At 72.0% G+C, this 26,345-nt stretch carries 23 protein-coding genes and 1 tRNA gene; 7 read left to right on the forward strand and 17 right to left on the reverse strand.

Annotation, left to right across the window (positions count from 1 at the left end):
- Positions 1-54: 54 nt before the first annotated feature.
- From ACIBK8_RS11755 to ACIBK8_RS11765, 3 genes are all read right to left on the reverse strand, one after another.
- Positions 55-1,056, reverse strand: coding sequence for a zinc-dependent alcohol dehydrogenase family protein (locus tag ACIBK8_RS11755; RefSeq protein ID WP_399041537.1), 1,002 nt, complete (start codon positions 1,054-1,056; stop codon positions 55-57).
- Between the two features lie 42 nt (positions 1,057-1,098).
- On the reverse strand, positions 1,099-1,893 hold the full coding sequence (locus ACIBK8_RS11760) for a DeoR/GlpR family DNA-binding transcription regulator (protein WP_399041538.1): 795 nt from the start codon (positions 1,891-1,893) through the stop codon (positions 1,099-1,101).
- Positions 1,894-2,145: 252 nt separating this feature from the next.
- Positions 2,146-2,227: transfer RNA gene (locus tag ACIBK8_RS11765), tRNA-Tyr, on the reverse strand.
- Between the two features lie 200 nt (positions 2,228-2,427).
- Here ACIBK8_RS11765 and ACIBK8_RS11770 point away from each other — a divergent pair.
- The gene (locus ACIBK8_RS11770) at positions 2,428-2,916 is read left to right on the forward strand and encodes a YajQ family cyclic di-GMP-binding protein (RefSeq protein WP_227046462.1); all 489 of its coding nucleotides are present in this window, start codon (positions 2,428-2,430) and stop codon (positions 2,914-2,916) included.
- A gap of 305 nt (positions 2,917-3,221) precedes the next feature.
- On the opposite strand, the gene ACIBK8_RS11775 is transcribed toward ACIBK8_RS11770, so the two are convergent.
- The 14 genes from ACIBK8_RS11775 to ACIBK8_RS11840 form a co-directional block, all read right to left on the reverse strand.
- Positions 3,222-3,614: a YccF domain-containing protein gene (locus ACIBK8_RS11775; protein WP_399041539.1), complete on the reverse strand. Its 393-nt coding sequence runs from the start codon at positions 3,612-3,614 to the stop codon at positions 3,222-3,224.
- A gap of 117 nt (positions 3,615-3,731) precedes the next feature.
- Positions 3,732-4,601 (reverse strand): zinc metalloprotease HtpX, encoded by an 870-nt coding sequence (gene htpX / locus ACIBK8_RS11780; protein WP_399041540.1) that lies wholly within the window; start codon positions 4,599-4,601, stop codon positions 3,732-3,734.
- A 214-nt stretch (positions 4,602-4,815) separates the two neighbouring features.
- A complete protein-coding gene (locus ACIBK8_RS11785; protein ID WP_399041672.1) occupies positions 4,816-6,468 on the reverse strand; it encodes an NADH-quinone oxidoreductase subunit N in 1,653 nt (550 codons plus the stop codon).
- Positions 6,469-6,476: 8 nt separating this feature from the next.
- Positions 6,477-8,162, reverse strand: a complete 1,686-nt coding sequence (locus tag ACIBK8_RS11790) for a NuoM family protein (protein ID WP_399041541.1) — start codon at positions 8,160-8,162, stop codon at positions 6,477-6,479.
- Between the two features lie 3 nt (positions 8,163-8,165).
- On the reverse strand, positions 8,166-10,163 hold the full coding sequence (locus tag ACIBK8_RS11795) for an NADH-quinone oxidoreductase subunit L (RefSeq protein WP_399041542.1): 1,998 nt from the start codon (positions 10,161-10,163) through the stop codon (positions 8,166-8,168).
- Entirely contained in the window at positions 10,160-10,534 is a 375-nt protein-coding gene (gene nuoK, locus ACIBK8_RS11800) for an NADH-quinone oxidoreductase subunit NuoK (RefSeq protein ID WP_393683662.1), read from the reverse strand. The genes ACIBK8_RS11795 and nuoK overlap by 4 nt, the downstream gene beginning before the upstream one ends.
- Positions 10,534-11,136 (reverse strand): NADH-quinone oxidoreductase subunit J, encoded by a 603-nt coding sequence (locus tag ACIBK8_RS11805; RefSeq protein ID WP_399041543.1) that lies wholly within the window; start codon positions 11,134-11,136, stop codon positions 10,534-10,536. Before ACIBK8_RS11805 ends, nuoK begins: the two co-directional genes overlap by 1 nt.
- Positions 11,133-11,726: a NuoI/complex I 23 kDa subunit family protein gene (locus ACIBK8_RS11810; protein ID WP_399041545.1), complete on the reverse strand. Its 594-nt coding sequence runs from the start codon at positions 11,724-11,726 to the stop codon at positions 11,133-11,135. The genes ACIBK8_RS11805 and ACIBK8_RS11810 overlap by 4 nt, the downstream gene beginning before the upstream one ends.
- The gene (nuoH, locus tag ACIBK8_RS11815) at positions 11,726-12,688 is read right to left on the reverse strand and encodes an NADH-quinone oxidoreductase subunit NuoH (protein WP_399041546.1); all 963 of its coding nucleotides are present in this window, start codon (positions 12,686-12,688) and stop codon (positions 11,726-11,728) included. Before nuoH ends, ACIBK8_RS11810 begins: the two co-directional genes overlap by 1 nt.
- The gene (locus ACIBK8_RS11820) at positions 12,685-13,881 is read right to left on the reverse strand and encodes an NADH-quinone oxidoreductase subunit C (protein WP_399041547.1); all 1,197 of its coding nucleotides are present in this window, start codon (positions 13,879-13,881) and stop codon (positions 12,685-12,687) included. Before ACIBK8_RS11820 ends, nuoH begins: the two co-directional genes overlap by 4 nt.
- Positions 13,878-14,552, reverse strand: a complete 675-nt coding sequence (locus tag ACIBK8_RS11825; protein WP_399041548.1) for an NADH-quinone oxidoreductase subunit B — start codon at positions 14,550-14,552, stop codon at positions 13,878-13,880. Before ACIBK8_RS11825 ends, ACIBK8_RS11820 begins: the two co-directional genes overlap by 4 nt.
- A complete protein-coding gene (locus tag ACIBK8_RS11830) occupies positions 14,543-14,947 on the reverse strand; it encodes an NADH-quinone oxidoreductase subunit A (RefSeq protein ID WP_393683674.1) in 405 nt (134 codons plus the stop codon). The genes ACIBK8_RS11825 and ACIBK8_RS11830 overlap by 10 nt, the downstream gene beginning before the upstream one ends.
- A 166-nt stretch (positions 14,948-15,113) precedes the next feature.
- Positions 15,114-16,316, reverse strand: coding sequence for a hypothetical protein (locus ACIBK8_RS11835; RefSeq protein ID WP_399041549.1), 1,203 nt, complete (start codon positions 16,314-16,316; stop codon positions 15,114-15,116).
- A gap of 354 nt (positions 16,317-16,670) precedes the next feature.
- Complete coding sequence (locus tag ACIBK8_RS11840; RefSeq protein WP_399041550.1) at positions 16,671-17,750, reverse strand: secretion protein snm4; 1,080 nt, start codon at positions 17,748-17,750, stop codon at positions 16,671-16,673.
- A 452-nt stretch (positions 17,751-18,202) separates the two neighbouring features.
- On the opposite strand from ACIBK8_RS11840, the gene ACIBK8_RS11845 reads away from it, so the two are divergent.
- The 6 genes from ACIBK8_RS11845 to rarD all read left to right on the forward strand — a co-directional run bounded on the left by ACIBK8_RS11845 (position 18,203) and on the right by rarD (position 26,253).
- A complete protein-coding gene (locus ACIBK8_RS11845; protein ID WP_399041551.1) occupies positions 18,203-19,384 on the forward strand; it encodes a sensor histidine kinase in 1,182 nt (393 codons plus the stop codon).
- 192 nt (positions 19,385-19,576) lie between these two features.
- Positions 19,577-20,890 (forward strand): sensor histidine kinase, encoded by a 1,314-nt coding sequence (locus ACIBK8_RS11850; protein ID WP_399041552.1) that lies wholly within the window; start codon positions 19,577-19,579, stop codon positions 20,888-20,890.
- Positions 20,891-21,100: 210 nt separating this feature from the next.
- Positions 21,101-21,760, forward strand: a complete 660-nt coding sequence (locus ACIBK8_RS11855; protein WP_399041673.1) for a LuxR C-terminal-related transcriptional regulator — start codon at positions 21,101-21,103, stop codon at positions 21,758-21,760.
- A 294-nt stretch (positions 21,761-22,054) separates the two neighbouring features.
- Entirely contained in the window at positions 22,055-24,007 is a 1,953-nt protein-coding gene (locus tag ACIBK8_RS11860) for a 2-oxoacid:acceptor oxidoreductase subunit alpha (RefSeq protein WP_399041553.1), read from the forward strand.
- On the forward strand, positions 24,000-25,094 hold the full coding sequence (locus ACIBK8_RS11865; protein WP_399041555.1) for a 2-oxoacid:ferredoxin oxidoreductase subunit beta: 1,095 nt from the start codon (positions 24,000-24,002) through the stop codon (positions 25,092-25,094). The genes ACIBK8_RS11860 and ACIBK8_RS11865 overlap by 8 nt, the downstream gene beginning before the upstream one ends.
- A gap of 130 nt (positions 25,095-25,224) precedes the next feature.
- Complete coding sequence (rarD, locus tag ACIBK8_RS11870) at positions 25,225-26,253, forward strand: EamA family transporter RarD (protein WP_399041556.1); 1,029 nt, start codon at positions 25,225-25,227, stop codon at positions 26,251-26,253.
- The last annotated feature ends 92 nt before the right edge of the window (positions 26,254-26,345 follow it).

The raw sequence follows: 26,345 nt of genomic DNA on the forward strand, positions 1-26,345 counted from the left end.
GGCGGGACGAAGGGCGGGAGGCGCGCGGGCGCAACTCCCGCCGCGGGCAACGGTTCAGGAGGCGGCGGGCCGGATCTGGATCTTGCGTCCCGTTCCGTCGCGGAAGGTCTGGAGCGCGGCGCCGAACTCGTCCAGGCCGAAACTGTGCGTGAGCATCGTGCCGGCGTCGATGACCCCCTTGGCCATCAGGTCGACGGCCCGGCCGAAGCTGTGCAGCACCGCCATCGAACCGACGATGGTGATCTCGTCGTTGTAGACCTGGAACGGCGAGAAGGACGCCTTGGCGGCGGACGGCGCGACCCCGAACTGCTGGAAGGTGCCGCCGCGGCGCACCCGGGTCAGCCCGTCCTCGATGACGGGGACGACGCCGGTGCAGTCGATGACGGTCTCCCAGCCCTGCGGCCGGTCCAGCGCGTCGGCGTCGGCACCGGTGGCGTCGGCCCCGAGCCGCTCGGCGATCTTGAGGCGGTCCTGGTTGATGTCGACGACCGAGAGGGAGGCGGCGCCCGCCGCCCTGGCGAGCTGGAGCATCATCAGCCCCATCGTGCCGGCGCCGTAGATCAGGTAGTGGTCGCCGAGTCGCCGCGGCAGCACGTCGAAGCCGCGGACCGCGCAGGACAGCGGCTCGATCAGGGTGCCCTGGAAGACGTCCACGCTCTGCGGCAGCCGGTAGCAGTTGGCGGCCGGCACCGTGACGTACTCGGCCATCGCGCCGTCCACGGTGTCGCCGATCGCGCCCCAGTTCTCGCACAGGTTGCCGTGCCCGATGGCGCAGAAGTGGCAGGAGCCGCAGAACAGCGAGGGGTCGACGGCGACCTGTTCGCCGGTGCGCAGCCCGGTCACCCCCTCCCCCAGCGCGACGACCTCGCCGGTGAACTCGTGGCCGGGAATGATCGGGTACGGGGTGGGCGCGAACTCGCCCTCGACGATGTGCACATCGGTCCCGCAGATGCCGACGGCGGCGGGCGCGACGACGACCTCGCCGGGGCCCGGAGCGGGATCGTCCACCGTGGTGAGCGAGTAGGTGCCTGGGGTTTCGATGACGACGGCGCGCATGGGTCGGGCCTTTCTCGGGGGTACGGCTCGGGGCGCGGAGCCTCAGCTCTGCGGGGTGACGGTGTGGATCGCGACGCCGAGGTCCCGTACGGACCTGAGTTCGCTCTCGGCGGCGCCTGCGTCGGTGACCAGCAGGTCGTACCCGCTGACGTCGCCGTAGGAATGCGTGGCGGTGCGGCCGAACTTGCTGTGGTCGACGGCGAGTACGGCGCGGTCGGCGGCCTGGAGGTAGGCGTCCTTGTTGTCGGCGTACTCGCGCACCGGGTGGTAGAGCCGGCCCTCGCTGACCGAGGTGGCGGTGACGAAGGCGATGCCGGCCCTGAGGTGTTTCAGCTCACGGCGGGCCTGCGGCCCCGCGCAGGATTCGAAGTCCTCGTAGAACCGGTCGCCGAGCAGGGTCACTTCGACCGCCGAGCCGGACAGGAGGTACGTGACGCGCAGCGAGTTGGTGATCACCCGCAGCCCTTCGACGCCGGCCAGTCTGCGGGCGAGCGGGAAGAGCGTGGAGCCGCAGTCGATCAGCACCGTGCTGCCGGGTGCGACCTCCTTGACGAGCACGTCGGCCATGGCCTCCTTGGCCGCCGTGTTGACGTGCTCGCGGAAGCGGAGGGCGCTCTCCATGGTGAGGTTGGGGAAGGCGGTGGCCACTCCCCTGCCCTTGCGCAGGAGTTGGCGTTCGTGGAGGTTGTCGAGATCGCGGTGCATGGTCATCACGCTCACGCCGAGCCGCCCTGCGAGGTCGGCGATGCGGATCTCGCCTTCCTCGGCGACGCGGCGCAGCACCTCTTGGCGGCGCTCCTCCACCTCGGCCTCGGACCCACGACTCGGTCGCCTCACCGGTCGCCCCCTTCGCTTCCCTCGATGATCACGCTCACCGCCGCCCCGACGATAGAACATCACACACTTTCTGTGAACCTCTCTGTGTTATCTGAGAACGTTCGCCCTGCGGTACCCCGCCACACAGTCCACACCCCGAGAAGCGCCCTCGCTGGGACTCGCCGGAATTGCCGCCCGCGGAGAACCGGCCCCGGAAAACGAAAAGACCCCCGTTCTACGTTTCCGTAGAACGGGGGTCTTTCCCTTTATCTGTGGCGGCGCCAGGATTCGAACCTGGGAAGGCTGAGCCGGCAGATTTACAGTCTGCTCCCTTTGGCCGCTCGGGCACACCGCCAAGATGCGCTGCCGGTGAGTTCCGCTGTGGGGCGGCGCTCGGTGGCAACGACGTAAACCATACCCGATGGCTGGGGGTGCTCCGCCACTCGATTACCCCCGACGGGATCGCGGGCGGCGGGGGCGCCTCCTCTAGGCTGGCGGGGCGGTCCGGAACGGGCCGCTTCCCTGACGGATCTACGCACGAGGAGCCAACTCAACATGGCCGACTCCAGTTTCGACATCGTCTCGAAGGTCGAGCGGCAGGAGGTCGACAACGCCCTCAATCAGGCCGCCAAGGAGATCTCGCAGCGCTACGACTTCAAGGGCGTGGGCGCGTCGATCGAGTGGTCCGGCGAGAAGATCGAGATGCGGGCCAACGCCGAGGAGCGGGTGAAGGCCGTACTCGACATCTTCCAGTCCAAGCTCGTCAAGCGCGGGATCTCGCTGAAGGCGCTGGACGCCGGTGAGCCGCAGGCGTCGGGCAAGGAGTACAAGATCTTCGCCTCCATCGAGGAGGGGATCTCGCAGGACAACGCGAAGAAGGTCGCCAAGATCATCCGCGATGAGGGCCCGAAGGGCGTCAAGGCGCAGGTGCAGGGCGACGAGCTGCGGGTCAGCTCGAAGAGCCGGGACGACCTGCAGTCGGTGCAGCAGCTGCTCAAGGGCAAGGACCTGGACTTCGCGATCCAGTTCGTGAACTACCGGTAGTCGTTGCCCGACGGTGGCGCGCGGCCTTCGGGCCTGGCCGCCGGATGTGTGACCGGGTGGGGCGGTGTGCCGTGGGCACGCCGCCCCACCGGCGTTGGGGACGGGCGGCGGGACGGGTGACGTCAGCCGGGCTAGGGCGCTTCTGATGGATCTCCGTGGAGGAAGGAGCGGCGTCTGGTGCGTGCGATCGCAAGGCGCCGGGATGTCTTCATAGCGGAGCTATGGGGACATTGCGGCAACGCCGCGAGCGTGCGTGCCAGACGCCGCGACGCCGCGGAGATCCGTCAGAAGCGCCCTAGCGTGCCTCAGCGGGTGGCGAAGGGCCGGTCGGTGGGGACGATGTCGCGGCCGAGCGGCATGAGGGAGATCGGGATCATCTTGAAGTTGGCGATGCCGAACGGGATGCCGATGATCGTCACGCAGAGCGCGAGGCCGGTGATGATGTGGCCCAGGGCCAGCCACCAGCCCGCGAAGATGATCCAGATGACGTTGCCGATCACCGAACCGGCGCCCGCGTCGCGCCGTTCGACGGTGGTGCGGCCGAAGGGCCACAGCGCGTAGCCGGCTATCCGGAAGGACGCGATGCCGAACGGGATCGTGATGATCAGGATGCAGCAGACGATGCCCGCGGCGACGTAACCGAGCGCCAGCCAGAGGCCGCTCAGGACCAGCCAGATGACGTTGAGGATGAACTTCATGATCGACAGCCTTCCACGGGCGTAGCGGAGAGTGGGTCCGTCCTGCCGGGCAGGTACGGCTTCGGACTCACTCATCTGGACGCGTGGGTGGTGGTGAGGCGTTGCGCGGGCGGCGGATCAGAGGCGGGGGCGGCCCGCCATGCGTTCGAGGCGGCTGATGCGCTCGCGCATCGGGGGGTGGGTGGAGAAGAGTTTCGCCATGCCCTCGCCTGCCCGGAAGGGGTTGGCGATCATCATGTGGCTCGCTGTCTCCAGACGCGGCTCCGGGGGGAGCGGGAGTTGCTGGGTACCTGTTTCGAGCTTACGCAGGGCCGAGGCGAGGGCCAGCGGGTCGCCGGTGAGCTGGGCGCCCGACGCGTCGGCCTGGTACTCGCGGGAGCGGCTGACGGCCAGCTGGATCAGGGAGGCCGCGACCGGCCCCAGGATCATGATCAGCAGCATGCCCACTATGCCGGGGCGCTCGTCATCGTCGTCGGAGCGGCCCACGGGGATCAGCCAGGCGAAGTTCACCAGGAACATCACCACCGACGCGAGCGCGCCCGCGACGGATGAGATCAGGATGTCGCGGTTGTAGACGTGACTCAGCTCGTGGCCGATGACGCCGCGCAGTTCGCGTTCGTCCAGGAGCTGGAGGATGCCGTCGGTGCAGCAGACCGCGGCGTTGCGGGGATTGCGGCCGGTGGCGAAGGCGTTCGGGGCCTGGGTCGGGGAAATGTAGAGGCGCGGCATGGGCTGCCGGGCGGCCGTCGACAGCTCGCGGACCATGCGGTAGAGCGCGGGGGCCTCGAACTCGCTGACCGGGCGGGCGCGCATGGCCCGCAGCGCCAGCTTGTCGCTGTTCCAGTACGCGTAGGCGTTCGTGCCCAGTGCGAAGAGCACGGCGACGATCAGGCCCGTACGGCCGAACAGGCTGCCGATGGCGATGATGAGGGCGGACAGTCCCCCGAGGAGTACGGCGGTCCTGAGCCCGTTGTGCCGGCGGTGCACGGTGCGCCCTCCAAGCGATGCGGCAGGGGAACCCTGTGCTGCGTTTCTCCACTCTCCAGTGGACCCTTACTCACTGGTCAACGCGAGATGAGGAGGGCAGGTTCCCTGGTGCGCGGGCCGCGGGCCGCAGTGGGGCAGGAGAGGCGCCCGGTGGGGGCCTGCCGCCGTACGGGCCCGGCAGGCGCTCCTGGGGCGGGCTCCTGCCGCGTTCCGCTCAGAGGAGGGCGCCGGAGGCGAAGCGGAGGACGAGCTGCGGGGCGCCGGAGAGGGCGATGCCGAGGAGGGTGGCGAGGGTGAGGGCGGCGGCGAGCGGGGCCGGGATCCTGGCGCGCGGCGGGCGGGCGGGGCGCGCGGCCTCGGTGTCCACGTCGGTGGCCGTGGCCGTGCGGTGGCCGCCGTCCGCGGGGGTGCGGGGCCCGGTGGCGGTGCCGCGCCCGGTGGCGGCTGCGGCTGCGTCCTGTGTTGCCGCGTCCTCCGTGGCGCCGTGGAAGAGGACGGCGGTCCACCGGAGGTAGTAGTAGAGGGCGATCACGACGTTGACGGCCATGATCACGGCGAGCCAGCCCAGGCCCGCGTCGACGGCCGCCGAGAAGACCGTGACCTTGGCGAACAGGCCGATGACACCGGGCGGCAGGCCGGCCAGGCAGAGGAGGAAGAAGCCGAGGGCGAGCGCCGCCAGGGGGCGCTCGGCGTACAGGCCCCGGTAGTCGGTGATCCGGTTGGCGGGGCGGGTGCGCGCCACCAGGGCGGCCACGGCGAAGGCGCCGAGGTTCACCGCCGCGTACATCAGGGCGTAGGCCACGGTCGAGCCGATGGCGTGTGCCGGGTCGTCGGCGTATCCGGCGGCGGCGATCGGCACCAGGAGGTAGCCGGCCTGGCCGACGGACGACCAGGCGAGGAGGCGGACGGCGCTGTGCGCGCGGTCCGCGTTCTGGCGGATGGCGGCGACGTTGCCGACGGTCATGGTGAGCGCGGCGAGTACGGCCAGCGCCGGGCCCCAGACGTCCGCGTACGAGGGGAAGCCCTTGACCGTGACCAGGATGAGGCCCGAGAAACCGACGGCCTTGCCGACGACGGAGAGGTAGGCGGCGATGGGGAGCGGGGCGCCCACGTAGGTGTCGGGCACCCAGAAGTGGAACGGGACGGCGGCGGTCTTGAAGGCGAAGCCGACGAGGGTGAGGGCGACGCCGGCGCTCGCGAGGGTCGCCAGCCGGGGGTCGGGGAGGGCGGTGAGCGCGTGGGCGACCCGGCTCAGGTGCAGGCTCCCGGTGGCGGCGTACAGGAAGCTCACGCCGAGCAGCATCACGGCGGTCGCGGCGACCGACGAGAGGAAGAACTTGAGGGCGGCCTCGGAGGAGAGCCGGTCGTCGCGACGCAGGCCGACCAGCGCGAACGCCGGCAGCGAGGCGACTTCGAGTGCGATGACGAGGGTCGCGAGGTCGCGGGATGCGGGCAGCAGGGCCGCGCCCGCCGCGGAGGACAGCAGCAGGAACCAGTACTCGCCCGCGGGCAGTCCGTGGTCCTTGACGGTGTCGATGGACATCAGGGCGGTCAGCAGCGCGCCGGCGATCACCAGGAACTGGATGACCAGGGCGAACGGGTCGGCCGCGTAGCTGCACACGTCGGGGTGGCCGGTGAGGCAGAAGGTGCGGCGGTCGCCGTCCAGGAGGGGCAGCAGGGAGAGCGCGGCGACGGCCAGACCGGCGACGGCGATCCAGCCCAGCAGCGGCTTCCTGGCCGCGGGGAGGAAGAGGTCGGCGACGAGCACCACCAGGGCGACGGCCGCGGTCAGGGCGGGCGGCGCGATGGCGAGCCAGTCGACGGACTGCACCAGAGAGGCCACCGGGTTCGCGGCCAGTGAGGTCATCGGGCTCATCACTTACCGCCTCCGAGGAGCTGCTGGACGGCCGGGTCGGTGAGGCCGATGAGGGCCGCGGGCCACAGTCCCGCGAGGACGGTGAGGACCGCCAGGGGGGTCCAGGCCGCGTATTCGTAGCGCGCGAGATCGGGGATGACGGGGAGGCGCGGTGCGTCGGCGGGGCGTCCGGTGGCGGGCCGGGTGTCCGGCGCGCCCTGGTGTCCTGCGGCTGCTTCGGCGTCGGTGGCGGTGCCCTCCTCGACCGCGGCGGCGGACTCCGCGATGTCCGGGGTGCCGCCCATGCAGACGCGGCGGACGACGAGCAGCAGGTAGGCGGCGGTCAGCAGGGTGCCGATGCCGGCCAGCACCATGAACGTCAGGAAGGCGGGGCGGCTCAGTCCGGCGGCCGGCTGGAAGGCGCCGAACATGGCGAGCATCTCGCCCCAGAAGCCGGCGAGTCCGGGGATGCCGAGGGAGGCTACGGCGGCGAACGCGAGCAGGCCGCCGAAGCGGGGGGCCTTGCCGTAGAGGGCGGCGCCCGTGGAGCCGGCCAGGGTGTCGATGTCGGTGCTGCCGTAGCGGTCCTTGAGGGCGCCCACCAGGAAGAAGAGCAGGCCGGTGATCAGGCCGTGGGCGATGTTGGCGAACAGCGCGCCGTTGACGCCGGTGGGGGTCATGCTGGCGATGCCGAGCAGGACGAAGCCCATGTGGCCGACGGAGCTGTAGGCGATCAGCCGTTTGAGGTCGCCCTTGGCGCCCTTGCGGACGAGGGCGAGGCAGGCGAGCGACCCGTAGATGATGCCGATGGCGGCGAGGGCCGCGAGGTACGGCGCGAAGGTGTGCATGCCTTCGGGAGCGATCGGCAGCGCGATCCGCACGAAGCCGTACGTGCCCATCTTCAGCAGCACGCCGGCCAGCAGCACGGAGCCGACGGTGGGGGCCGCGGTGTGCGCGTCCGGCAGCCAGCTGTGCAGCGGCCACAGCGGGGACTTGACGGCGAGTCCGATGCCGATCGCGAGCACCGCGATGAGCTGGACGGTGTGGCTGAGCTGGGACTTCGGGCCGTTGTCAGTGGCGAGTGCCACCATGTCGAACGTGCCGGATTTCACGCCGATGAGGAGGAGGCCGAGGAGCATCACGACCGAGCCGAGCAGCGTGTAGAGGATGAACTTCCAGGCCGCCGCCTGCTTCTGCGCACCGCCCCAGCGGGCGATGAGGAAGTACATCGGGATGAGGACCATCTCGAAGGCCAGGAAGAACAGGACCAGGTCGAGGACGGCGAAGGTGGCGAGGGTGCCGGACTCCAGGAGGAGCAGCAGGGCGACAAATGCCTTGGGTGACGGGCCCGCAGGCATCTTGAAGTAGCTGTAGAGCGCGCAGAGGAAGGTCAGCAGCGCGGTCAGGACGACAAGGGGGAGCGAGATGCCGTCGACGCCGAGATGGATGCGGATGTCGAGCGCCGGGATCCAGCTGATGTCGGTGGTGGCCTGCATACGGGCCGGGTGGTCGTGGTCGAAGCAGATCGCCAGCGCGATGGCCGCGGCGAGGACGACGCCGGTGACGGTGACGCCGTGGCGCAGGACGGCCTGGTCGGGGCCGCGGCCCCGCAGGCCGGGGGGAGCGGGCAGCAGGGCGCCCGCCGCGCCCAGGAGGGGGAGCACGATGAGGGCCGCGAGGAGGATCTGCATAGCGATGTGATTCATGGCTCAGGCTCCCGTGCCCGTAGCGACGAGGACGGCGGCGACGGCCAGCAGGAGCGAGCCCGCGAGCAGCGCGCCGAGGTAGGTCTGCACGTTGCCGGTCTGGGCGCGGCGGACGGCGGCCCCCAGCCAGCGGGGTGCGGTCCCGGCGGCGCGGACGTAAGTGTCGACGACCTCGCGGTCGAGGAAGCGGACGAGCGTGGCGGCGGCCTGCACGGGCCGGACGAACAGCGTCGTGTAGACGGCGTCGAGGTGGAAGCCGGCGGCGGCGTGGCGGTGCAGCGGGCCGAGCAGGAGCCGGCCGGGGTCGGCCGGGTCGGCGGCGCCCGCGATGTGGCCGTAGGCCGGGGTGTGGGTGGCGATGGCCGCTTCCTCGGAGACGGCCGGGGCGGCGTCCGGGGCGACGGCGACCGCGCCGATGGAGGTGCGGGCGGCCATCGCGGTGGTGTGCCGCCAGGTCGCGTAGGTCACCAGGCCGCCGACGAGGGCGATACCGGTGCCCAGGACGGAGGTGGTGAGGGTCGGGGTGAGGGAGCGTCCGTCGAACCAGTCGGGCAGGAAGGGGGCGGCCAGGCCGAAGGCGGCGGTGGGGATGAAGAGGACCCACAGCACGGCGTTCATGGCGACCGGCCGGGGGCCGTGGTCCGGTGCTTCGGGCCCGCTTCCCCGGAAGGCCAGCAGCCACAGGCGGGTGGCGTAGCCGGCCGTGAGGAGGGCGGCGATCAGTCCGGAGATCAGCACCGTCCAGCCGGCGGCGCCGGGGATGCCGGGTGCACCGCCGGTGGCGGCGTGCTCGGCGGCGCCCAGGACGGCTTCCTTGGAGAAGAAGCCGGCGAACGGCGGGATGGCGGCGAGGGCGAGCAGCGCGACGGTGACGGTCCAGTAGGCGTCGGGGATGCGCCGGGCGAGGCCGCCCATGCGGGACATGGCGGCCAGCGAGTTGGTGCCGGCGGCGTGGATGATCACGCCGGCGCCGAGGAAGAGCAGGGCCTTGAACGCGCCGTGCGACAGGAGGTGGAAGACGGCGGCGCCGCGGTCGCCGACGGCCAGTGCGCCGGTCATGTAGCCGAGCTGGCCGACGGTCGAATAGGCCAGTACGCGCTTGATGTCGTCCTGGGCCAGGGCGGCCAGACCGGAGCCGATCATGGTGATCGCGGCCATGACGGCGAGGACCACAAGCGCCGCGGCGGAGGCGGCGAAGACGGGGAGGAGACGGGCCACGACATAGACACCGGCGGCCACCATCGTCGCGGCGTGGATGAGCGCCGAGACGGGGGTCGGGCCTGCCATCGCGTCCGGCAGCCAGGTGTGCAGCGGGAACTGCGCCGACTTGCCGGCGACACCGGCCAGCAGCAGCAGGGCGATCAGCGTCGGGTGGTCCAGGCCGTCCCTGGTCACCGAGCTGATGATGCCGGTGATGCGGAAGGTGCCGGTGTCGGCGGCCAGCGCGAAGATGCCGAAGAGGAAGGGGACGTCGCCGAGCTTGGTGACGAGGAACGCCTTGAGGGAGGCGGCGCGGGCGGCCTCGGTCTCCCAGTAGTGGCCGACGAGGAAGTACGAGCAGATGCCCATGACTTCCCAGCCGACCAGCAGCACCATCAGGTCGCCCGTGTAGACGACCAGCAGCATCGCGGAGGTGAAGAGCGAGACCAGAGCGGCGTAGGAGGGGTAGCGCGGGTCGTCGCGCAGATAGCCGGTGGAGTAGATCTGCACGCAGGTCGCGACGACCCCGACGAGGACGGCGATCAGCGCGGCGAAGCCGTCGACGTGCAGGGCCAGGTCGATCGGGACGGAGCCGGTCGGGGTGAGCCGGGTGGCGACGTCGGTGGCCGCGCCGCCGCCCTGCCCGACGGCGACGGCGACCGCGAGCGCGGCGGCGGCGAGCGTCGGCAGGATGGCCAGCGGCCGGACGAAGCCGGGCGCGCGCCGGCCGAGGAGCAGGCCCGCGACCGCACCGAGGAACGGCAGGAGGGGGACGAGGACGGCGGTGGTCGTGAGCGTCACGCGGTGGCCTCCGCCTTGGTGTCCGGCTGCGGCTGCTGCGGAACGGCGGCGTCCGCGTCGCCCGGTGTCTCGGCGAGGTCGCGCAGCCGGTCGATGTCTGCGGTGCCGCGGTTGCGGTGTACGAGCAGCACGATCGCCAGGCCGATGCCGATCTCGGCGGCGGCGACGGCGATGGTGAAGAGGGTCAGCGCCTGGCCTGCGTGCAGGGTGTCGCGCAGCCAGACGTCGAAGGCGACGAGGTTGAGGTTGACGGCGTTGAGCATCAGCTCGACGGACATCAGCATCAGGATCGCGTTGCGGCGCGCGAGCACGCCGTACAGACCGGTGCAGAAGAGGAGGACGGCGAGGACGGCCGGGTAGGCGAGATGCATCAGCGCTGCTCCTCTCGCGGGGCGCGGGCCGTGGGTGCGGCGGGGGCCGCGGCGGCCGACGGCGCGTCGGCCTTCCTGCGGGACAGCACGATCGCGCCGACCAGCGCGGCGAGCAGCAGGACGGACAGCGCTTCGAAGGGCAGCACCCAGTACTGGAAGAGGGTGCGCCCGGAGGCTTCGGTGCTGCCCTGGGCGGCGCCGCCCAGGTTGATCCACGTGGCACGGAAGGCGTCGACGACCACCCACACCAGGGCCGCCGCCGAGGCGACGGCGACGGCGAGGGCGGCCCAGCGGTTGCCCGAATCGGCGTCCGGGGAACGGCCGATGGGCGCCTTGGTCAGCATCAGCCCGAAGAGGAGGAGGACGACGACGGAACCGACGTAGATCAGCACCTGCACCCAGGCGATGAACTCCGCCGTCAGCAGCAGGTACTCGACGGCGATGCCGCCGAGGGCGACGACCAGCCACAGGGCGGCGTGCACCAGCTGCCGGGTGGTGACCGTGATCAGGGCAGCGCCGAACGTGACCAGGCCGACGAGGACGAACGCGATCTCCACACCGGACGGCGTCAGGAAGCCGTGGCTTGCGGCGGCGAGCGTCACGATCCCTCCTCGGGGGGCGCGGCGGCCTGTGCCTCGGCCTCCTGGGCGGCGAGCTTGTCGGCCGCCTTACGGGCGGCGGCGATTTCCTTGGGTTCCTCGGCCGCCGGGTCGAGCGCGGGCGGTTCGGGCACGGTCCACATCCACTCGCGGAGCTTGTCGCGCTCGTGGGTCAGCTCGTGGATGTCCGTCTCGGCGTACTCGAACTCCGGTGACCAGAAGAGCGCGTCGAACGGGCAGACCTCGATGCAGATACCGCAGTACATGCAGAGCGAGAAGTCGATGGCGAAGCGGTCCAGGACGTTGCGGCTGCGCTCGCGGCCTCCCGGGGCGGCCGGCGGCACCGTCTCCTTGTGGGAGTCGATGTAGATGCACCAGTCCGGGCACTCGCGGGCGCACAGCATGCAGACCGTGCAGTTCTCCTCGAACAGCCCGATGACACCGCGGGTGCGCGGCGCGAGGTCGGGCTGGGTGTCGGGGTACTGCGCGGTGACCGTCCGCTTCGTCATGGTCCGCAGGGTGACGGCCAGACCCTTCGCCAGGCCGGAACCGGGGAATCCGGACGTGTGCCGGTGCTGCTTGTCCGCGGCCATCAGGAGATCACCACCTTGATGACGCCGGTGAGGGCGATCTGAGCGAGGGCGAGCGGGATCAGGGTGGTCCAGGCGAGCTTCTGCAGCTGGTCCTCACGCAGCCGCGGGTAGGTGACCCGCAGCCAGATGACGCCGAAGGCGAGGACGACGGTCTTCAGCAGCATCCACAGCCAGCCGAGGCCGTCGGCGCCGAACGGGCCGTGCCAGCCGCCGAGGAAGAGGACCGAGGTCAGGGCGCAGAGCACGACGATGCCCGCGTACTCGGCGAGCAGGAAGAGCGCGAACCGCAGCCCTGTGTACTCGGTGTACGCGCCGAAGATGATCTCCGAGTCGGCGACCGGCATGTCGAACGGCGGCCGTTGCAGCTCGGCGAGGCCGGCCACGAAGAAGACCACTCCGCCGACGATCTGCCACGGCACCCACCACCAGTGGAAGCCGTCCAGGATGCCGGGCAGCGAGAGCGTGCCGGCCGCCATCGCGACCGAGGCCGCAGCGAGCAGCATCGGCAGTTCGTACGCGAGCAGCTGGGCGGCCGTGCGCAGGCCGCCGAGCAGCGAGAACTTATTGGCCGACGCCCAGCCCGCCATGATCGAGCCGAGCACGCCGACACCCATCACGGCGAGCACGAAGAAGATGCCCGCGTCGATGTCGCGTCCGACGGTGTGCGGCCCGAGCGGGATGGCGGCGAGCACCAGGAGGTACGGCAGCAGGGCGACGGCCGGCGCGAGCTGGAAGACCCGCCGGTCGGCGCCCGCCGGGACGATGTCCTCCTTCTGCGCGAACTTCACGCCGTCGGCGACCAGTTGTGCCCAGCCGTGGAACCCGCCCGCGTACATCGGCCCGAGCCGGCCCTGCATGTGGGCCATGACCTTGTGCTCGGTCTGCCCGATGACCAGGGGGAAGACGAGGAAGGCGACGAAGACGGCGAGCAGGCGCACCACGATGTCGACGAGGTCGCTCATGGGGTGTCACCTCCTCCTGCCGGGTTCTGCTTCCGGGGCTGGGCCTGGTCAGGGGCCGGGTCCTTGCCCGCCTCCTTGGACGCTTCGTCCTTGGGGGCGGCGTCCTCCGGAGCCCGTTGCGGCTCGCTCGGTTCCGGCCCCGAGGCGTCCCCTGCCGGTTTCGCCTCGCTTCCTGCCGGTTTCGCCTCGTCCGGTGCCGGTTTCGCCTCGGCCCGCTCCGGTGCGGCGGATGCCGGGCGCGCGTGGTGCCAGGGGGCGTCCCCGGTCGTCGCTTCCTTGGCCGGGGCCTTCGCGGGGGCGGGAGCCGCCTTCGCCGCGTCGGGTGCCGTCGTCGCCTCCGGCGTCTCCGCCACGTCCGGCGCCGCCGTCGCCTCGGCCGTCTTCGCCGCGTCCGCCGCCTGCTGGCTGGCCGAGCCCGCGCTCGCCGAGCGGGTGCGCCGCGCCGGACGCTCCCCCGCCGCCGCTCCGGCACCGCCTGCCGCACGGGCGCCACCGGCCGCGCGGGCGCCTCCCGCCGCACGCGCACCGCGTGCCGGGCGGGCCGGAGCCGGCGGCAACTGGCCCTTCAGCGGGCCCCATTCGTTCGGGTCGGGGACGCCGGGCGGCAGCATCTGCCGCCGCTTCGGGCCACCGTGCTCGGATTCGCCCGGCTCCTTGGCGCCCGGCCACGCCTTGGCGACCCGCGCCGCCAGCACGAAGTCCTTGCGCAGCGGGTGTCCCTCAAAGCTGTCCGGGAGCAGCAGCGGTACGAGGTGCGGGTGGCCGGTGAAGTCCACGCCGAACATCTCGTGCGTCTCGCGCTCGTGCCAGGCGGCGCCCGCGTACACGCCGATGGCGGTGGGCAGCGCGGCGGCCTCGTGCGGCACGGTCGTACGGACCAGCAGCCGGCGGACGCTCCCCGGACGGGACACGTCCGCCACGTGTGCGCAGACGCGGAAGCCGGTGCCGGGCTCGTCGACGGCGCTCAGCCAGTCGAAGTAGCGGCAGCCGAGGTCGTCGCGGGCGGCGGTCAGCGCGGCGGTCCAGGCGTCGGCCGGGACGTCCACGGTCAGCAGGTCGTACGCCAGCTCCGCGGTGGCTCCGGCGCCGAAGAGCCGGCTCGCGGGCCGCGGCAGCCAGCCGACCACGGGCTCTTCGGGCTGCCCGGCCGTCCCGTCCTGCTCCTCCGGCGTCTCGGGCTGCTGCTCACTCATCGCGGCTCCTCCCCCGGTGTGCCGTCGGACGGTGTGCCGTCGGCGGGCGCCGGGGGTGCCACCAGGCCGCTGCGCAGCGCGGCCACCGAAGGTCCTGCCTGCCGTGCGCCGGAGCCGGTGGCGTACCGCTCGCCCAGCGACTCGCGCGCGATCTTCTCCTGAAGCTTGAGGATGCCCTGGAGCAGCGCCTCCGGGCGCGGCGGGCAGCCCGGTACGTAGACGTCCACCGGGATGATCTGGTCGACGCCCTTGGTGACCGAGTACGAGTCCCAGTAGGGGCCGCCGCAGTTGGAGCAGGCGCCGAAGGAGATCACGTACTTCGGCTCGGGCATCTGCTCGTACAGCCGCTTGACGGCGGGCGCCATCTTGTCGGTGACCGTGCCGGAGACGACCATCAGGTCGGCCTGGCGCGGGCCCGGCGCGAACGGGATGACGCCGAGCCGGATGAAGTCGTGCCGCGCCATGGACGCGGCGATGAATTCGATGGCGCAGCAGGCGAGGCCGAAGTTGAAGACCCACAGGCTGTAGCGGCGGCCCCAGTTGAGGACCACCTTCATCGGTTCGGGCGCGAGGCGGGCCAGCGTACCCAGGCGGCGCGGGGTCGGCAGGTACTCCGGGGCGGGGCCCTCGGGGCCGTTCGCCTGGCCGTCGGATGCGGGGGTCACGTCCATTCCAGGACGCCCTTCTTCCATGCGTAGAGCAGGCCGACGGTGAGGAAGCCGAGGAAGATGAACATCTCCACGAGCGTGACGCCGCCGAAACCGGGGGCGGCGAAGACCGTCGCCCAGGGGAACAGGAAGATCGAGTCGACGGCGAAGATGACGTAGAGGAAGGCGTAGACGTAGTAGCGGACCTGGGTGTGCGCCCAGCCCTCACCGACCGGGTCCACGCCGCATTCGTACGTCAGCAGCTTCTCGGGGGTCGGCACCACGGGCCGCAGCAGCCGCCCCGCCCCGAACGCCACGGCAACGAAGAGGACACCGACGACGGCGACGAGGCCGACGAACGAGTACCCCTGGAAATAGTCCGCGGCGCTGATGGTGCGCACGGTCGTGTCGTCCGGCACGTCCGCCCCTCGCTCCCTGACTGCGCTTGTTCAACGACTTCGACGATCTGTATGCACGGAGTCTAGACGAGCTGACCCCCTGCACCTTGGGCCGCCCGAGGGACGGGACGGTGGGTGTCCGGTCGGCGGACGCGGTGGGTTGCCGCCGGGGGAACCGGCCCTGTCGTCACCGGGGGTGCCCGTACGCGCCACCGGGGCCGGAGCCGGCCGGGGTGTGGCCGGTGTACACCGACGGTGCGGGCGGGGCCGACGCGCCCGGAGGAGTTCCGCCGGGCGTGCTCTGCTGTCCGGGAGCCGCGGGCCGGCCGCGGGACACCGCGCGGTTCATCACCTCGGCAGCGATCCGCGCCGCGGCCTTCAGCGTCCGCTCCCCGAGGAGTTCGGTCCGTATGGCGCCGCCGGCCGCGAGGTGCCTGTCGTACGGGAGCGGCAGCACCGCCGCACCGCCCGTGCCCAGATGTTCGGCGGCCCGCCGCAGGTCGAGTGCCGTATCGGGCGCACCGTGGCTGAGCACCACGACGGTCGTCGGCAGGATCCCGCGGTGCACGCCGCCCACCCAGTCCAGCACGGCGCGGGTGGCCACCACGCCCTCCGGGGTGGCCGGTGAGACCAGCACCCTGGCCTGCGTGGTCACCAGTGCCGTGCGCGCCACCTCGGCGGGCAGCGTCTCGCAGTCCACGACGGTGGTCGCGAAGTACCGGCGCAGCGAGGTCATCACGATCCGGTACGTATCGAGGTCGAGGCGGGTGCCGATCGCGCCCTGGCTGCCGGGCAGCAGCCAGCCGCCGCCGGGGAACGGCAGCAGATATCCCGTCAGGTCCGTGATCAGCATCGACGGGTCGACGATCTGCGCCAGGTCGGTGCCCGACCAGCGGACCTCCGTCGCGCCGAGCCGGTGCGGCAGCGTGCCGAGCGCCGGGTCGGCCTCGACGGCGAGCACCGGGTCGGCACGGTAGTGCGCGTAGGTCAGCGCCAGCAGGGCGGCGACGGTGGACTTGCCCGCGCCGCCCCGGATGCTGGACACCGCGATCTGGCGGCCGGTGGTGACGGGCTGCTGGATCGCGTACGCGGTCTCGGTGGCGGCGGCCGTCTCCGCGGCGGGCGAGGACGCGAGGGCCCGCCGCACGGCACGCCCCGCCCGCTGCACGACGGACTCACCGTGCCGCGCCTTGGCCCGCAGCGCGTCCAGATCGGGCGGCAGCAGGGGGACGGAGACGGGGGTGGGGGACGAGGTGTGGACGCGGACTCCCGGGGCGGAGCGGTACGCGGGGGCCGGGGGTGCGGGGGTGGGGGGCGTGCCGTGAGTCGGCGGCGTGCCGTACGTGGAGGGTGTGGCCTGGGGGGCCGGCATGGCCTGAGTGGTCGGCATGGCCGGGGGGGAAGGTGGCGGCACGGCGGGGCCGGGGGCCTGGGGTTGCGGCGTCAACGGTGGCTGTGGGGGCGCGACTTGCCGCCCGGAGTCCGGGGCGCCGGGGGCGACGGCCACCGGGACGGGCGTCCCGATCGGCGGCTGTGGCGCGTACGGCGCGGCAAGCGGCTGCGGAGCGGGCGGTTCCGCAGCCGACGGCGAGGGCGGCGGCGCACCCAGGGGCGGCGCCGCAACCGGCGGCGGATCGAAAGGCGAGCGCTCCTCCCGCACCATCCGCTCCTGTGCCTCCGGTCCCGCCGCAGGCCCGGCCGTCTCGTGGCCTTCTGACATGGGTTGCTCCGCCGCCCTTCCGGCTCAGAACGTGTGCAGCAGTCGGCTGTAGAGCCCGAACGCGCCGAACGCGACCGGGAACAGCGCCACCACACCGACGGACTCGACGAGGTTCATCACACGGCGCAGCCGCACCCGTATGTGCTCAGGCACCCGTACCGCGAGCGCGGCCAACGGCAGCACCGCAAGGAGGCTCAGCACCACCAGCGCCCCCATGGGGTCACCGGAAGCCGCCGCCCACCGGTGCACCAGCCCGGCCGCCACCGCCGTACCGGCCGCCAGCAGGGCGATGACCTCCGGCGCCAAGGGGTAGGCACGGGCCCGGGAGAACAGCAGCAGGCACACCAGCAGCGCGGCGGCCGTCGCCCACCCGTCATCCGCGCCGGCCGCCAGGATTCCCGCCGCGCCCGCCGATACGGCCACGGCCACCGTGGCGAGCGCGAGACCGCGATGGGTCGCGCCGAGCGCGGTCGCCACCTGGTGCCGGCTCACCGGGGTGCCGCCCGAGCGCTGGTCGTCGAGCCGGGTCAGGCCGGCCGCCGTCAGCGCGAGCCGGGGCAGATACCCCAGGACCAGGACCGACACCACGCCGAGCGCAACTCCTGTACGGGGCGCGTCGGTCAGCGCGAGGACGGCCTCCCAGGCGCCGACGGCGAGCCCGACCGCCGCCGCGCCGATGAGGCCGCCGCGGCCGAGCCCGGTGCAGCGGCCGAGCAGTGCGAGGGCGGCGGCGACGGTGAGCCCCGCTGCGGCCAGCCGCGCCGGGCCCGCCGAGGTGGCCTGCCACGAGGCGAGTACGCCGACGGCGCCCGCCGGCACCAGCAACGCGACCGCGAGCGGGCGCCGTTCGAGCAGCCCGCACACCGCGCCGGCCGCCGCGGCGAGCACTCCGGCGACGCCGAGCCAGAGCGCGGCACGGGCCGGCCCGTACCAATCGGCCGCGCACACACCGGCGGTCAGCGCCAGCAGCACGCTCGCGGCGCCCGCCGTCCACGTCCGGCTCCGGTCGCCCCAGCGCCAGGCGCGGACGTCCGGTTCGTCCGGCACCTCACCGACCGCGTCGTCCGCGGCCTGCGTGCCCGCGTCCGTGTGCACACTCACCATGCCGACGCCGCCCCTGTGTTGCTGCCGGAAGGCACCACGGGACGGCTGTCGTCCCGGAGCCGGAGCCGCCGCGCGGAAGCCGGATCCGGCACCCTGCGGTCGTCATCCCGCGCCATCGTCCCTCCCCCGAACCGTTCCCTACTGCAACACGATACGGGGCCCGTCCGACACCGCCCGCACCCTCCGGCGGCGGAACTTCCGCATACCCGCCGCCTCGCCGCCAACGGGCACAGAGGCGGCCAACACCCGGCAATAAGGGGGCAATCGCCCAGGTACCGAATTCTCCGTCACATCCGTGGACCTCCCGGAGAGCGGCCGGGGTCGGCCCGGCGCGCATCCTTTGCACCACAGAACCGGCAGGCCGTCCGGTGCCGCAAGGTAGGGAAAACCCCACCCCCGCCACCCCACGTCCCCCATGGCCCCGGAGCCCCCGGCCCGGCAGGCTTGGCCCCATGAGTGACAGATCCCAGGTCAGTACCGGCGCCGACGTTCAGGAGGGCGCGCCGCCTCCGCCGCCGCGGGCGCCGCTCAGCGGCTGGACCTGGCGGGAAATCGGGTACCTGCTGGCCAATTTTCCGCTGGGGGTGTTCGCGTTCGCCGTCGTGATGGTGTGGCTGGTGCTGGGCATCGGTCTTTCGGTCACGGTGATCGGGCTGCCGCTGCTGGCCGTGGGGCTGTTGGTGTGCCGGCAGTACGGGAGGCTGGAGCGCGCGCGGGCGCGGGTGCTGCTCGGTGTGCGGGTGCCGGAGCCGAGCCCGCCGCGGCCCCGGGAGAACGGCTTCTTCCCGTGGCTGTGGGTACGGCTGACGGATCCGGTCGCCTGGCGGCACGCGCTGTTCGCGGTGGTCAGGCTGCCGTGGGCCGTCCTGACCTTCGCCGTCGTCCTCGTCTCGCTCTTCGTGGGGTGGCCCGCGCTGCCGTGGGTGGCGCGCTGGCTGTCGAACGTGGACCGGGCGATGGTGCGCGGGCTGCTGTCGCCGTCCGACGAGCTGGAGCGGCGGATCGCCGAGCTGGAGTCGGACCGGATGACGGTGACGGACACGGCGGCGGCCGACCTGCGGCGGATCGAGCGGGATCTGCACGACGGCGCGCAGGCCAGGCTGGTGGCGCTGGCCATGGGCCTCGGTCTGGCCAAGGAGAAGCTGCTGGAGGACCCGGACGCGGCGGCGGTGATGGTGGACGAGGCGCACGGCGAGGTGAAGCTGGCGCTCCAGGAGCTGCGGGATCTGGCCCGCGGCATCCATCCGGCGATCCTCACCGACCGTGGTCTCGGCCCGGCGCTGGTCTCCCTGGGCGGGCGCTGCACGGTGCCGGTGACGACCTCGGTCGAGCTGCCGGAGCGTCCGGTCGCCGCCATCGAGGGCATCGCCTATTTCACCGTCTCCGAGCTGCTGCAGAACATCTCCAAGCACAGTGCGGCGCGGTCGGCTTCGGTCGAGGTGTGGCGGTCCGGCGGGCGGCTGCTGATCCGGGTGGAGGACGACGGGCGGGGCGGTGCCCGGCTGGACGGCGGGAGCGGGATGGCCGGGCTCGCGGAGCGGCTGGAGTCGGTGGACGGACTGTTCGTGCTGGATTCGCCCGAGGGCGGGCCGACGCGGGTGACGGCGGAGCTGCCGTGGCGCGGGCGGCGGTGAGCTGACGTCTCGCGGGGTGGGGAAAACCCCCGGCGAAGACTGCGAGGAGCCTCATGGTGCCCGGCGCGCGGTCCGGGGACTCTTGAGATGAGGGGGAGCGCGGTCCTGGCAGGTCGGGCGGCTCCGGCCGGTGAGGCTTCGACGGCGCACCGGTGATCACGTCGCCGGATACGGCAGAACGGAAACGAAACGATGGATTCCGCATACGCACCGCAGGCCCACGCCTCCCGCGTGCCGATCGGGCTGCGCGCGCCGTTCTCGGGGCGCACCTGGCGGGAGTTCCTCTACCTCCTCATCAGCCTCCCCATCGCCGTCGTGATGTTCACGTACGCGACGGCGGTGATCTCGCTCGGCGCCGGCCTGCTGGTGACGTTCCTGGGCATCCCGGTGTTCGCGGGCGGGCTGGCCGGCGCCCGCGGTCTCGGCGGCATGGAGCGGGCGCGCGCCCGCGCGCTGCTGGGGGTGCGGGTGGCCGACCCGGCGCCGCTGCGCGCGGCCAAGCCCGGCCTGATGCCGTGGGTCGGCAGCGTCCTCAAGAGCGGGGCCTCCTGGCGCCACCTGCTCTACTGCATGCTGCACTTCCCGTGGGCGGTGTTCTCCTTCGTCTTCTCCCTGACGTTCTGGGTGCTCGGCTGGGGGCTGCTGACCTACCCGCTGTGGCACTGGGTGTTCCCCGCCTACGTCGACCAGCCGGGAATCCAGGTGTGGGGCGACGGCGCGGGCCACGGCTTCTATCTCTCGTCGTCCGCCGGGATCTGGGGCACCAGCGGGATCGGGCTGCTGATGGTCTTCGCCGGGCCGTGGGTGATCCACGGTCTGACGCAGCTCGACCGGGTCATGGTCCACGGCCTGCTCGGCCCCTCGCCGCTGGCCAGCCGGGTCTCGGAGCTGGAGACCGACCGCGGCGTGGTGGTCGACACCGCAGCCGCCGACCTGCGGCGCATCGAGCGGGATCTGCACGACGGCGCGCAGGCCAGGCTGGTGGCGCTGGCCATGGATCTCGGTCTCGCCAAGGAGAAGCTGGCGGAGGACCCGGAGGCCGCCGCGCGGATGGTGGACGAGGCGCACGGCGAGGTGAAGACCGCGCTCCAGGAGCTGCGGGATCTGGCCCGCGGCATCCACCCGGCGATCCTCACCGACCGCGGTCTCGGCCCGGCGCTGTCGGCGCTCGCCGCGCGCTGCACCGTGCCGGTGACCGTGACGGTGGATCTGGACCACAGGCCCGCCGCCGCGATCGAGGGCACCGCGTACTTCACCGTCTCCGAACTCCTGCAGAACGTCTCCAAGCACGCCCGCGCGAGCAGCGCCACGGTGGACGTCTGGCGCGCCGGGAACCGGCTCGTCCTGCTGGTCACGGACGACGGCAGGGGCGGCGCCGGCACGACCACGGGCAGTGGCCTGGCCGGTCTCGCCGACCGTCTCGCCGCCGTCGACGGCCTCCTGGCCATCGACTCCCCGAACGGCGGCCCGACCTCCGTCACCGCGGAACTGCCCTGGCGGTCCTAGCCCGTACGGGCAGGCCGCCGGCGGGCCGGCATCCCCCTCGTACGCCCCGCCCCGCGCTCCTTTCCTCCCTCATCTCCCCGTCCGCTCCCCCCTCCGCGTCCGAATGCTGGGATGCTGGGGGTCTGGAGGGCGGCCCGGACGGCGCCCCGGAGGGCGCGGAGCGCCGGGTGGGGTTCGATGATGCGGGGGGTTGTGAGCGTGGAGGACACAGTGCGGGTGGTCATCGCCGAGGATTCGGTGCTGCTCAGGGAGGGGCTGACGCGGCTGCTGACCGACCGCGGGCACGAGGTCGTGGCCGGGGTGGGGGACGCCGATGCGCTGATCAAGGTGATCGGCGAGCTGGCCGACGCCGGTGCGCTGCCCGACGTGGTGGTGGCGGACGTACGGATGCCGCCGACCCACACCGACGAGGGGGTGCGCGCCTCGATCCAGCTGCGCCGCGCCTATCCGGATCTGGGGGTGCTGGTGCTCTCGCAGTACGTCGAGGAGCAGTACGCGACGGAGCTGCTGGCCGGTTCGAGCCGGGGCATCGGCTATCTGCTCAAGGACCGGGTCGCGGAGGTGCGGGAGTTCGCCGACGCGGTGGTGCGGGTCGCCGAAGGGGGCACCGCGCTGGATCCTGAGGTGGTCGCGCAGCTGCTCGGCCGCAGCCGCAAGCAGGACGTGCTGGAACGGCTGACGCCGCGAGAGCGCGAGGTGCTGGGGCTGATGGCCGAGGGGCGGACGAATTCGGCGATCGCCCGGCAGCTGGTGGTCAGCGACGGCGCGGTGGAGAAGCACGTCAGCAACATCTTCCTGAAGCTGGGCCTGTCGCCGAGTGACGGGGATCACCGCCGGGTGCTCGCCGTGCTGACCTATCTCAACTCCTGAGAATCTGACGCAACGTCGGACGCGCAGGCCGGGGCCCTTTCAGCCAGGACCCAGGACCTTGGTCCTAGAACCTTTTGAGGAGTCGGGAGCGCCGGGGAGAAGGAGAGGAAAAAGCAGCTATTCCGTGACAATCTCCACCGAAATGTCGTCTCATGAAGAAGTCCATCATGTGATCGACCCAGGGAAGGTGACCCTTACCCCCGTACGATGGCGAGGGGACCACCGGTCGGCACGACACGTCCCGAGCCCTGCCGCAAGGCGGGGAGCCTTACGCCTCTAGGGAGGTCCGAAGCAGTGACCAGCCAGGTCAACAGCACAGCCGAGCAGGCCGACGGAGCGCTTGTCGGGGAACAGCGCACTACCGGTGACGGCGGCGGAGGTAAGGAAGTCCGGCGCCTCGACCGGGTGATCATCCGGTTTGCGGGCGACTCCGGTGACGGTATGCAGCTCACCGGCGACCGGTTCACGTCCGAGACCGCGTCGTTCGGTAATGACTTGTCGACGCTGCCGAATTTCCCTGCCGAGATCCGGGCACCCGCCGGCACTCTGCCCGGTGTTTCCAGTTTTCAGCTGCATTTCGCCGATCACGACATTCTTACTCCCGGGGATGCGCCGGACGTTTTGGTGGCGATGAATCCGGCGGCGCTGAAGGCGAATCTCGCCGACGTCCCGCGCGGCGCGGACATCATCGTCAACACCGATGAGTTCACCAAGCGCCCGATGGCGAAGGTGGGGTACGCGACCAGCCCGCTGGAGGACGGGTCGCTGGAGGCTTACCACGTCCACCCGGTGCCGCTGACGACGCTGACGATCGAGGCGCTGAAGGAGTTCGGCCTGTCCCGCAAGGAGGCCGAGCGCAGCAAGAACATGTTCGCGCTCGGCCTGCTGTCGTGGATGTACCACCGTCCGACGGAGGGCACCGAGAAGTTCCTGCGGGCGAAGTTCGCGAAGAAGCCGGACATCGCCGAGGCCAACGTGGCGGCGTTCCGCGCGGGCTGGAACTTCGGTGAGACGACGGAGGACTTCGCCACGTCCTACGAGGTCGCCCCGGCGACGACGGCGTTCCCGGCCGGCACCTACCGCAACATCTCCGGCAACCTGGCGCTGTCCTACGGGCTGATCGCCGCGGCCCGCCAGGCGGACCTGCCGCTGTACCTCGGCTCGTACCCGATCACCCCGGCGTCCGACATCCTGCACGAGCTGTCCAAGCACAAGAACTTCGGCGTGCGCACGTTCCAGGCCGAGGACGAGATCGCCGGGATCGGCGCCGCACTGGGCGCCGCGTTCGGCGGTGCGCTGGCGGTGACGACGACGTCGGGCCCCGGTGTGGCGCTGAAGTCGGAGACCATCGGCCTGGCCGTCAGCCTCGAACTGCCGCTGCTGATCGTGGACATCCAGCGCGGCGGCCCCTCGACGGGCCTGCCGACCAAGACCGAGCAGGCCGACCTGCTCCAGGCGATGTACGGCCGCAACGGCGAGGCCCCGGTGCCGATCGTGGCGCCCCGCACCCCGGCCGACTGCTTCGACGCGGCCCTGGACGCCGCCCGGATCGCCCTCACCTACCGCACGCCGGTCTTCCTGCTCTCCGACGGCTACCTCGCCAACGGCTCCGAGCCCTGGCGGATCCCCGACGTCGCGGACCTGCCGGACCTGAGCGTCCAGTTCGCCTCCGGGCCCAACCACCAACTGGCCGACGGCACCGAGGTGTTCTGGCCCTACAAGCGCGACGAGGCCACCCTCGCCCGCCCCTGGGCGGTGCCGGGCACGCCGGGTCTCGAACACCGCATCGGCGGCATCGAGAAGCAGGACGGCACCGGCAACATCTCCTACGACCCCGCCAACCACGACTTCATGGTCCGCACCCGGCAGGCCAAGACCGACGGCGTCGACGTCCCCGCCATCGAGGTCGACGACGTCTCCGGCAACGCCAAGGTCCTCGTCCTGGGCTGGGGTTCGACGTACGGACCGATCACCGCGGCCGTCCGGCGGGTGCGCAACGCCGGCGGGCAGATCGCCCAGGCCCACCTGCGTCACCTCAACCCCTTCCCCGCCAACCTCGGCGAGGTCCTGGCCCGTTACGACCGGGTGGTCGTGCCGGAGATGAACCTCGGGCAGCTCGCCACCCTGCTGCGTGCCAAGTACCTCGTCGACGCGCGCTCGTACACCCAGGTCAGCGGAATGCCGTTCAAGGCCGAGCAGCTCGCGGAGGTCTTCCAGGAGGCCATCAAGGAGGCCGTCAATGACTGAGACGATCACACAGGGGCCCGGCCGGCCGACCGCCCTGTCGCTGGTGCCCAAGGCCGAGGCCAAGCAGTCCATGAAGGACTTCAAGTCCGACCAGGAAGTGCGCTGGTGCCCCGGCTGCGGCGACTACGCCGTCCTCGCCGCCGTCCAGGGCTTCATGCCCGAACTCGGCCTGGCGAAGGAGAACATCGTCTTCGTCTCCGGCATCGGCTGCTCCTCCCGCTTCCCGTACTACATGAACACCTACGGGATGCACTCCATCCACGGCCGCGCCCCGTCCATCGCCACCGGTCTGGCCACCTCGCGCCGCGACCTGTCCGTATGGGTGGTCACCGGCGACGGCGACGCGCTGTCCATCGGCGGCAACCACCTCATCCACGCGCTGCGCCGCAACGTCAACCTCAAGATCCTGCTGTTCAACAACCGGATCTACGGCCTGACCAAGGGCCAGTACAGCCCCACGTCCGAGGCCGGCAAGATCACCAAGTCGACGCCGATGGGCTCGCTCGACGCGCCGTTCAACCCGGTCTCGCTGGCGCTCGGCGCCGAGGCGTCCTTCGTGGCCCGTACGGTCGACTCCGACCGCAAGCACCTCACCTCGGTGCTGCGCGAGGCGGCGGCCCACCCCGGTACGGCGCTGGTGGAGATCTACCAGAACTGCAACATCTTCAACGACGGCGCCTTCGAGGTGCTCAAGGACAAGGAGAAGGCCGAGGAGGCCGTCATCCGCCTGGAGCACGGGCAGCCGATCCGCTTCGGCCCCCTCGCCCCCGACGGCCTCGGCTCCAAGGGCGTGGTCCGCGACCCGGCCACCGGCGACCTCAAGGTCATCGACGTACGGGAGGAGGGCACCGGTGGCGTGCTGGTCCACGACGCGCACAGCCCCTCCCCCACCACCGCCTTCGCCCTGTCCCGCCTCGCCGACCCCGACACCCTCCACCACACCCCCATCGGGGTGCTCCGCAGCACCGAACGCCCTGTCTACGACACCCTCATGGCGGACCAGCTCGACACCGCCACCGAGCAGCAGGGCAAGGGCGACCTCGGCCGGCTGCTCGCGGGCAACGACACCTGGACGGTCGTCGGCTGACACCCGCTCCACGGGCCCCTCCCGGACGGCCCGCCTGTCATGACCGTATGGCGATACGCACATGACAGGCGGGCCGTCCGGCGTTACCTTCACAGGGTCGTTGTCGAGGCAGCACCGGGAGGGCCGCCCCTTGGACGCTCGAAGCACGCAGCGCACCGGCCTCGCCTACGGCTTCGCCGCCTACGGCATGTGGGGCCTGCTGCCGCTCTACTGGCACCTGCTGGGCGCCGCTTCACCGGCCGAGATCCTGGCCCACCGCATGGTGTGGTCGCTGCCCGTCGCCCTGGTCATCCTGGCCGCGCTGCGCCGCTGGTCGTGGGTGAGGCCGCTGCTGCGGCAGCCCCGGCGGCTGGGGCTGATCCTGCTGAGCGCGACCGTCATCTCGGTCAACTGGTACCTGTACATCTGGGCCGTCAACTCCGGGCACGTCCTGGAGGCGTCGCTCGGCTACTTCATCAACCCGCTGGTCAGCATCGCGTTCGGGGTGCTGGTGCTGCGTGAGCGGCTGCGCCCGTTGCAGTGGGCGGCGGTGGGTGTCGGCGCCCTCGCGGTCGTCGTGATGGCCGTCGCGTACGGCAGGGTGCCCTGGATCTCGCTCGTCCTGGCGTTCACGTTCGCCACGTACGGCCTGGTCAAGAAGGGCATCAAGCTCGACGGTGTGGCCGGCTTCAGCGCGGAGACGGCGATCCAGTTCCTGCCCGCGCTGGGCTTCCTGCTCTTCATCGGCGGGCGCGGGCAGTCCAGCTTCGTCAACGACGGGACCGGACCCGCGCTGCTGCTCGCGGGCTGCGGGATCGCGACCGCGGTGCCGCTGATCGCCTTCGGCGCGTCGGCGGTACGGCTGCCGCTGACCACCCTCGGGATGATCCAGTACCTGGCGCCGACCTTCCAGTTCCTGCTGGGGCTCGTGGTCTTCCACGAGGCGATGCCTCCGGAGCGCTGGGCCGGGTTCGCGCTGGTGTGGCTGGCGCTCGTGGTGCTGACCTGGGACGCGCTGCGGACCGCGGGCAAGGGGCGCGCCGCGCTGGCCGCCGCGGGGACACGGGCCGGCGAGACGGCGGCCGACGAGGCCGCGACGCTGGCGGCCCGGGACACCGCGGTACCGGAGCGGCCGGCCGGCCAGGAGGACGTCAGGCCCGCCGGGGGCGGCACCGTCTGATCCCACCGGTGCCGCCTGTTCCCCGTGAGGGCCGTGCCGCACCGCAGGAGGCGCCGTACCGGCCGGTGATGCGGCAGGTACGGCGCCTCCGG

Source organism: Streptomyces sp. NPDC050161, from assembly GCF_044460025.1.
In the GTDB taxonomy this organism is placed as follows: Bacteria; Actinomycetota; Actinomycetes; order Streptomycetales; family Streptomycetaceae; genus Streptomyces.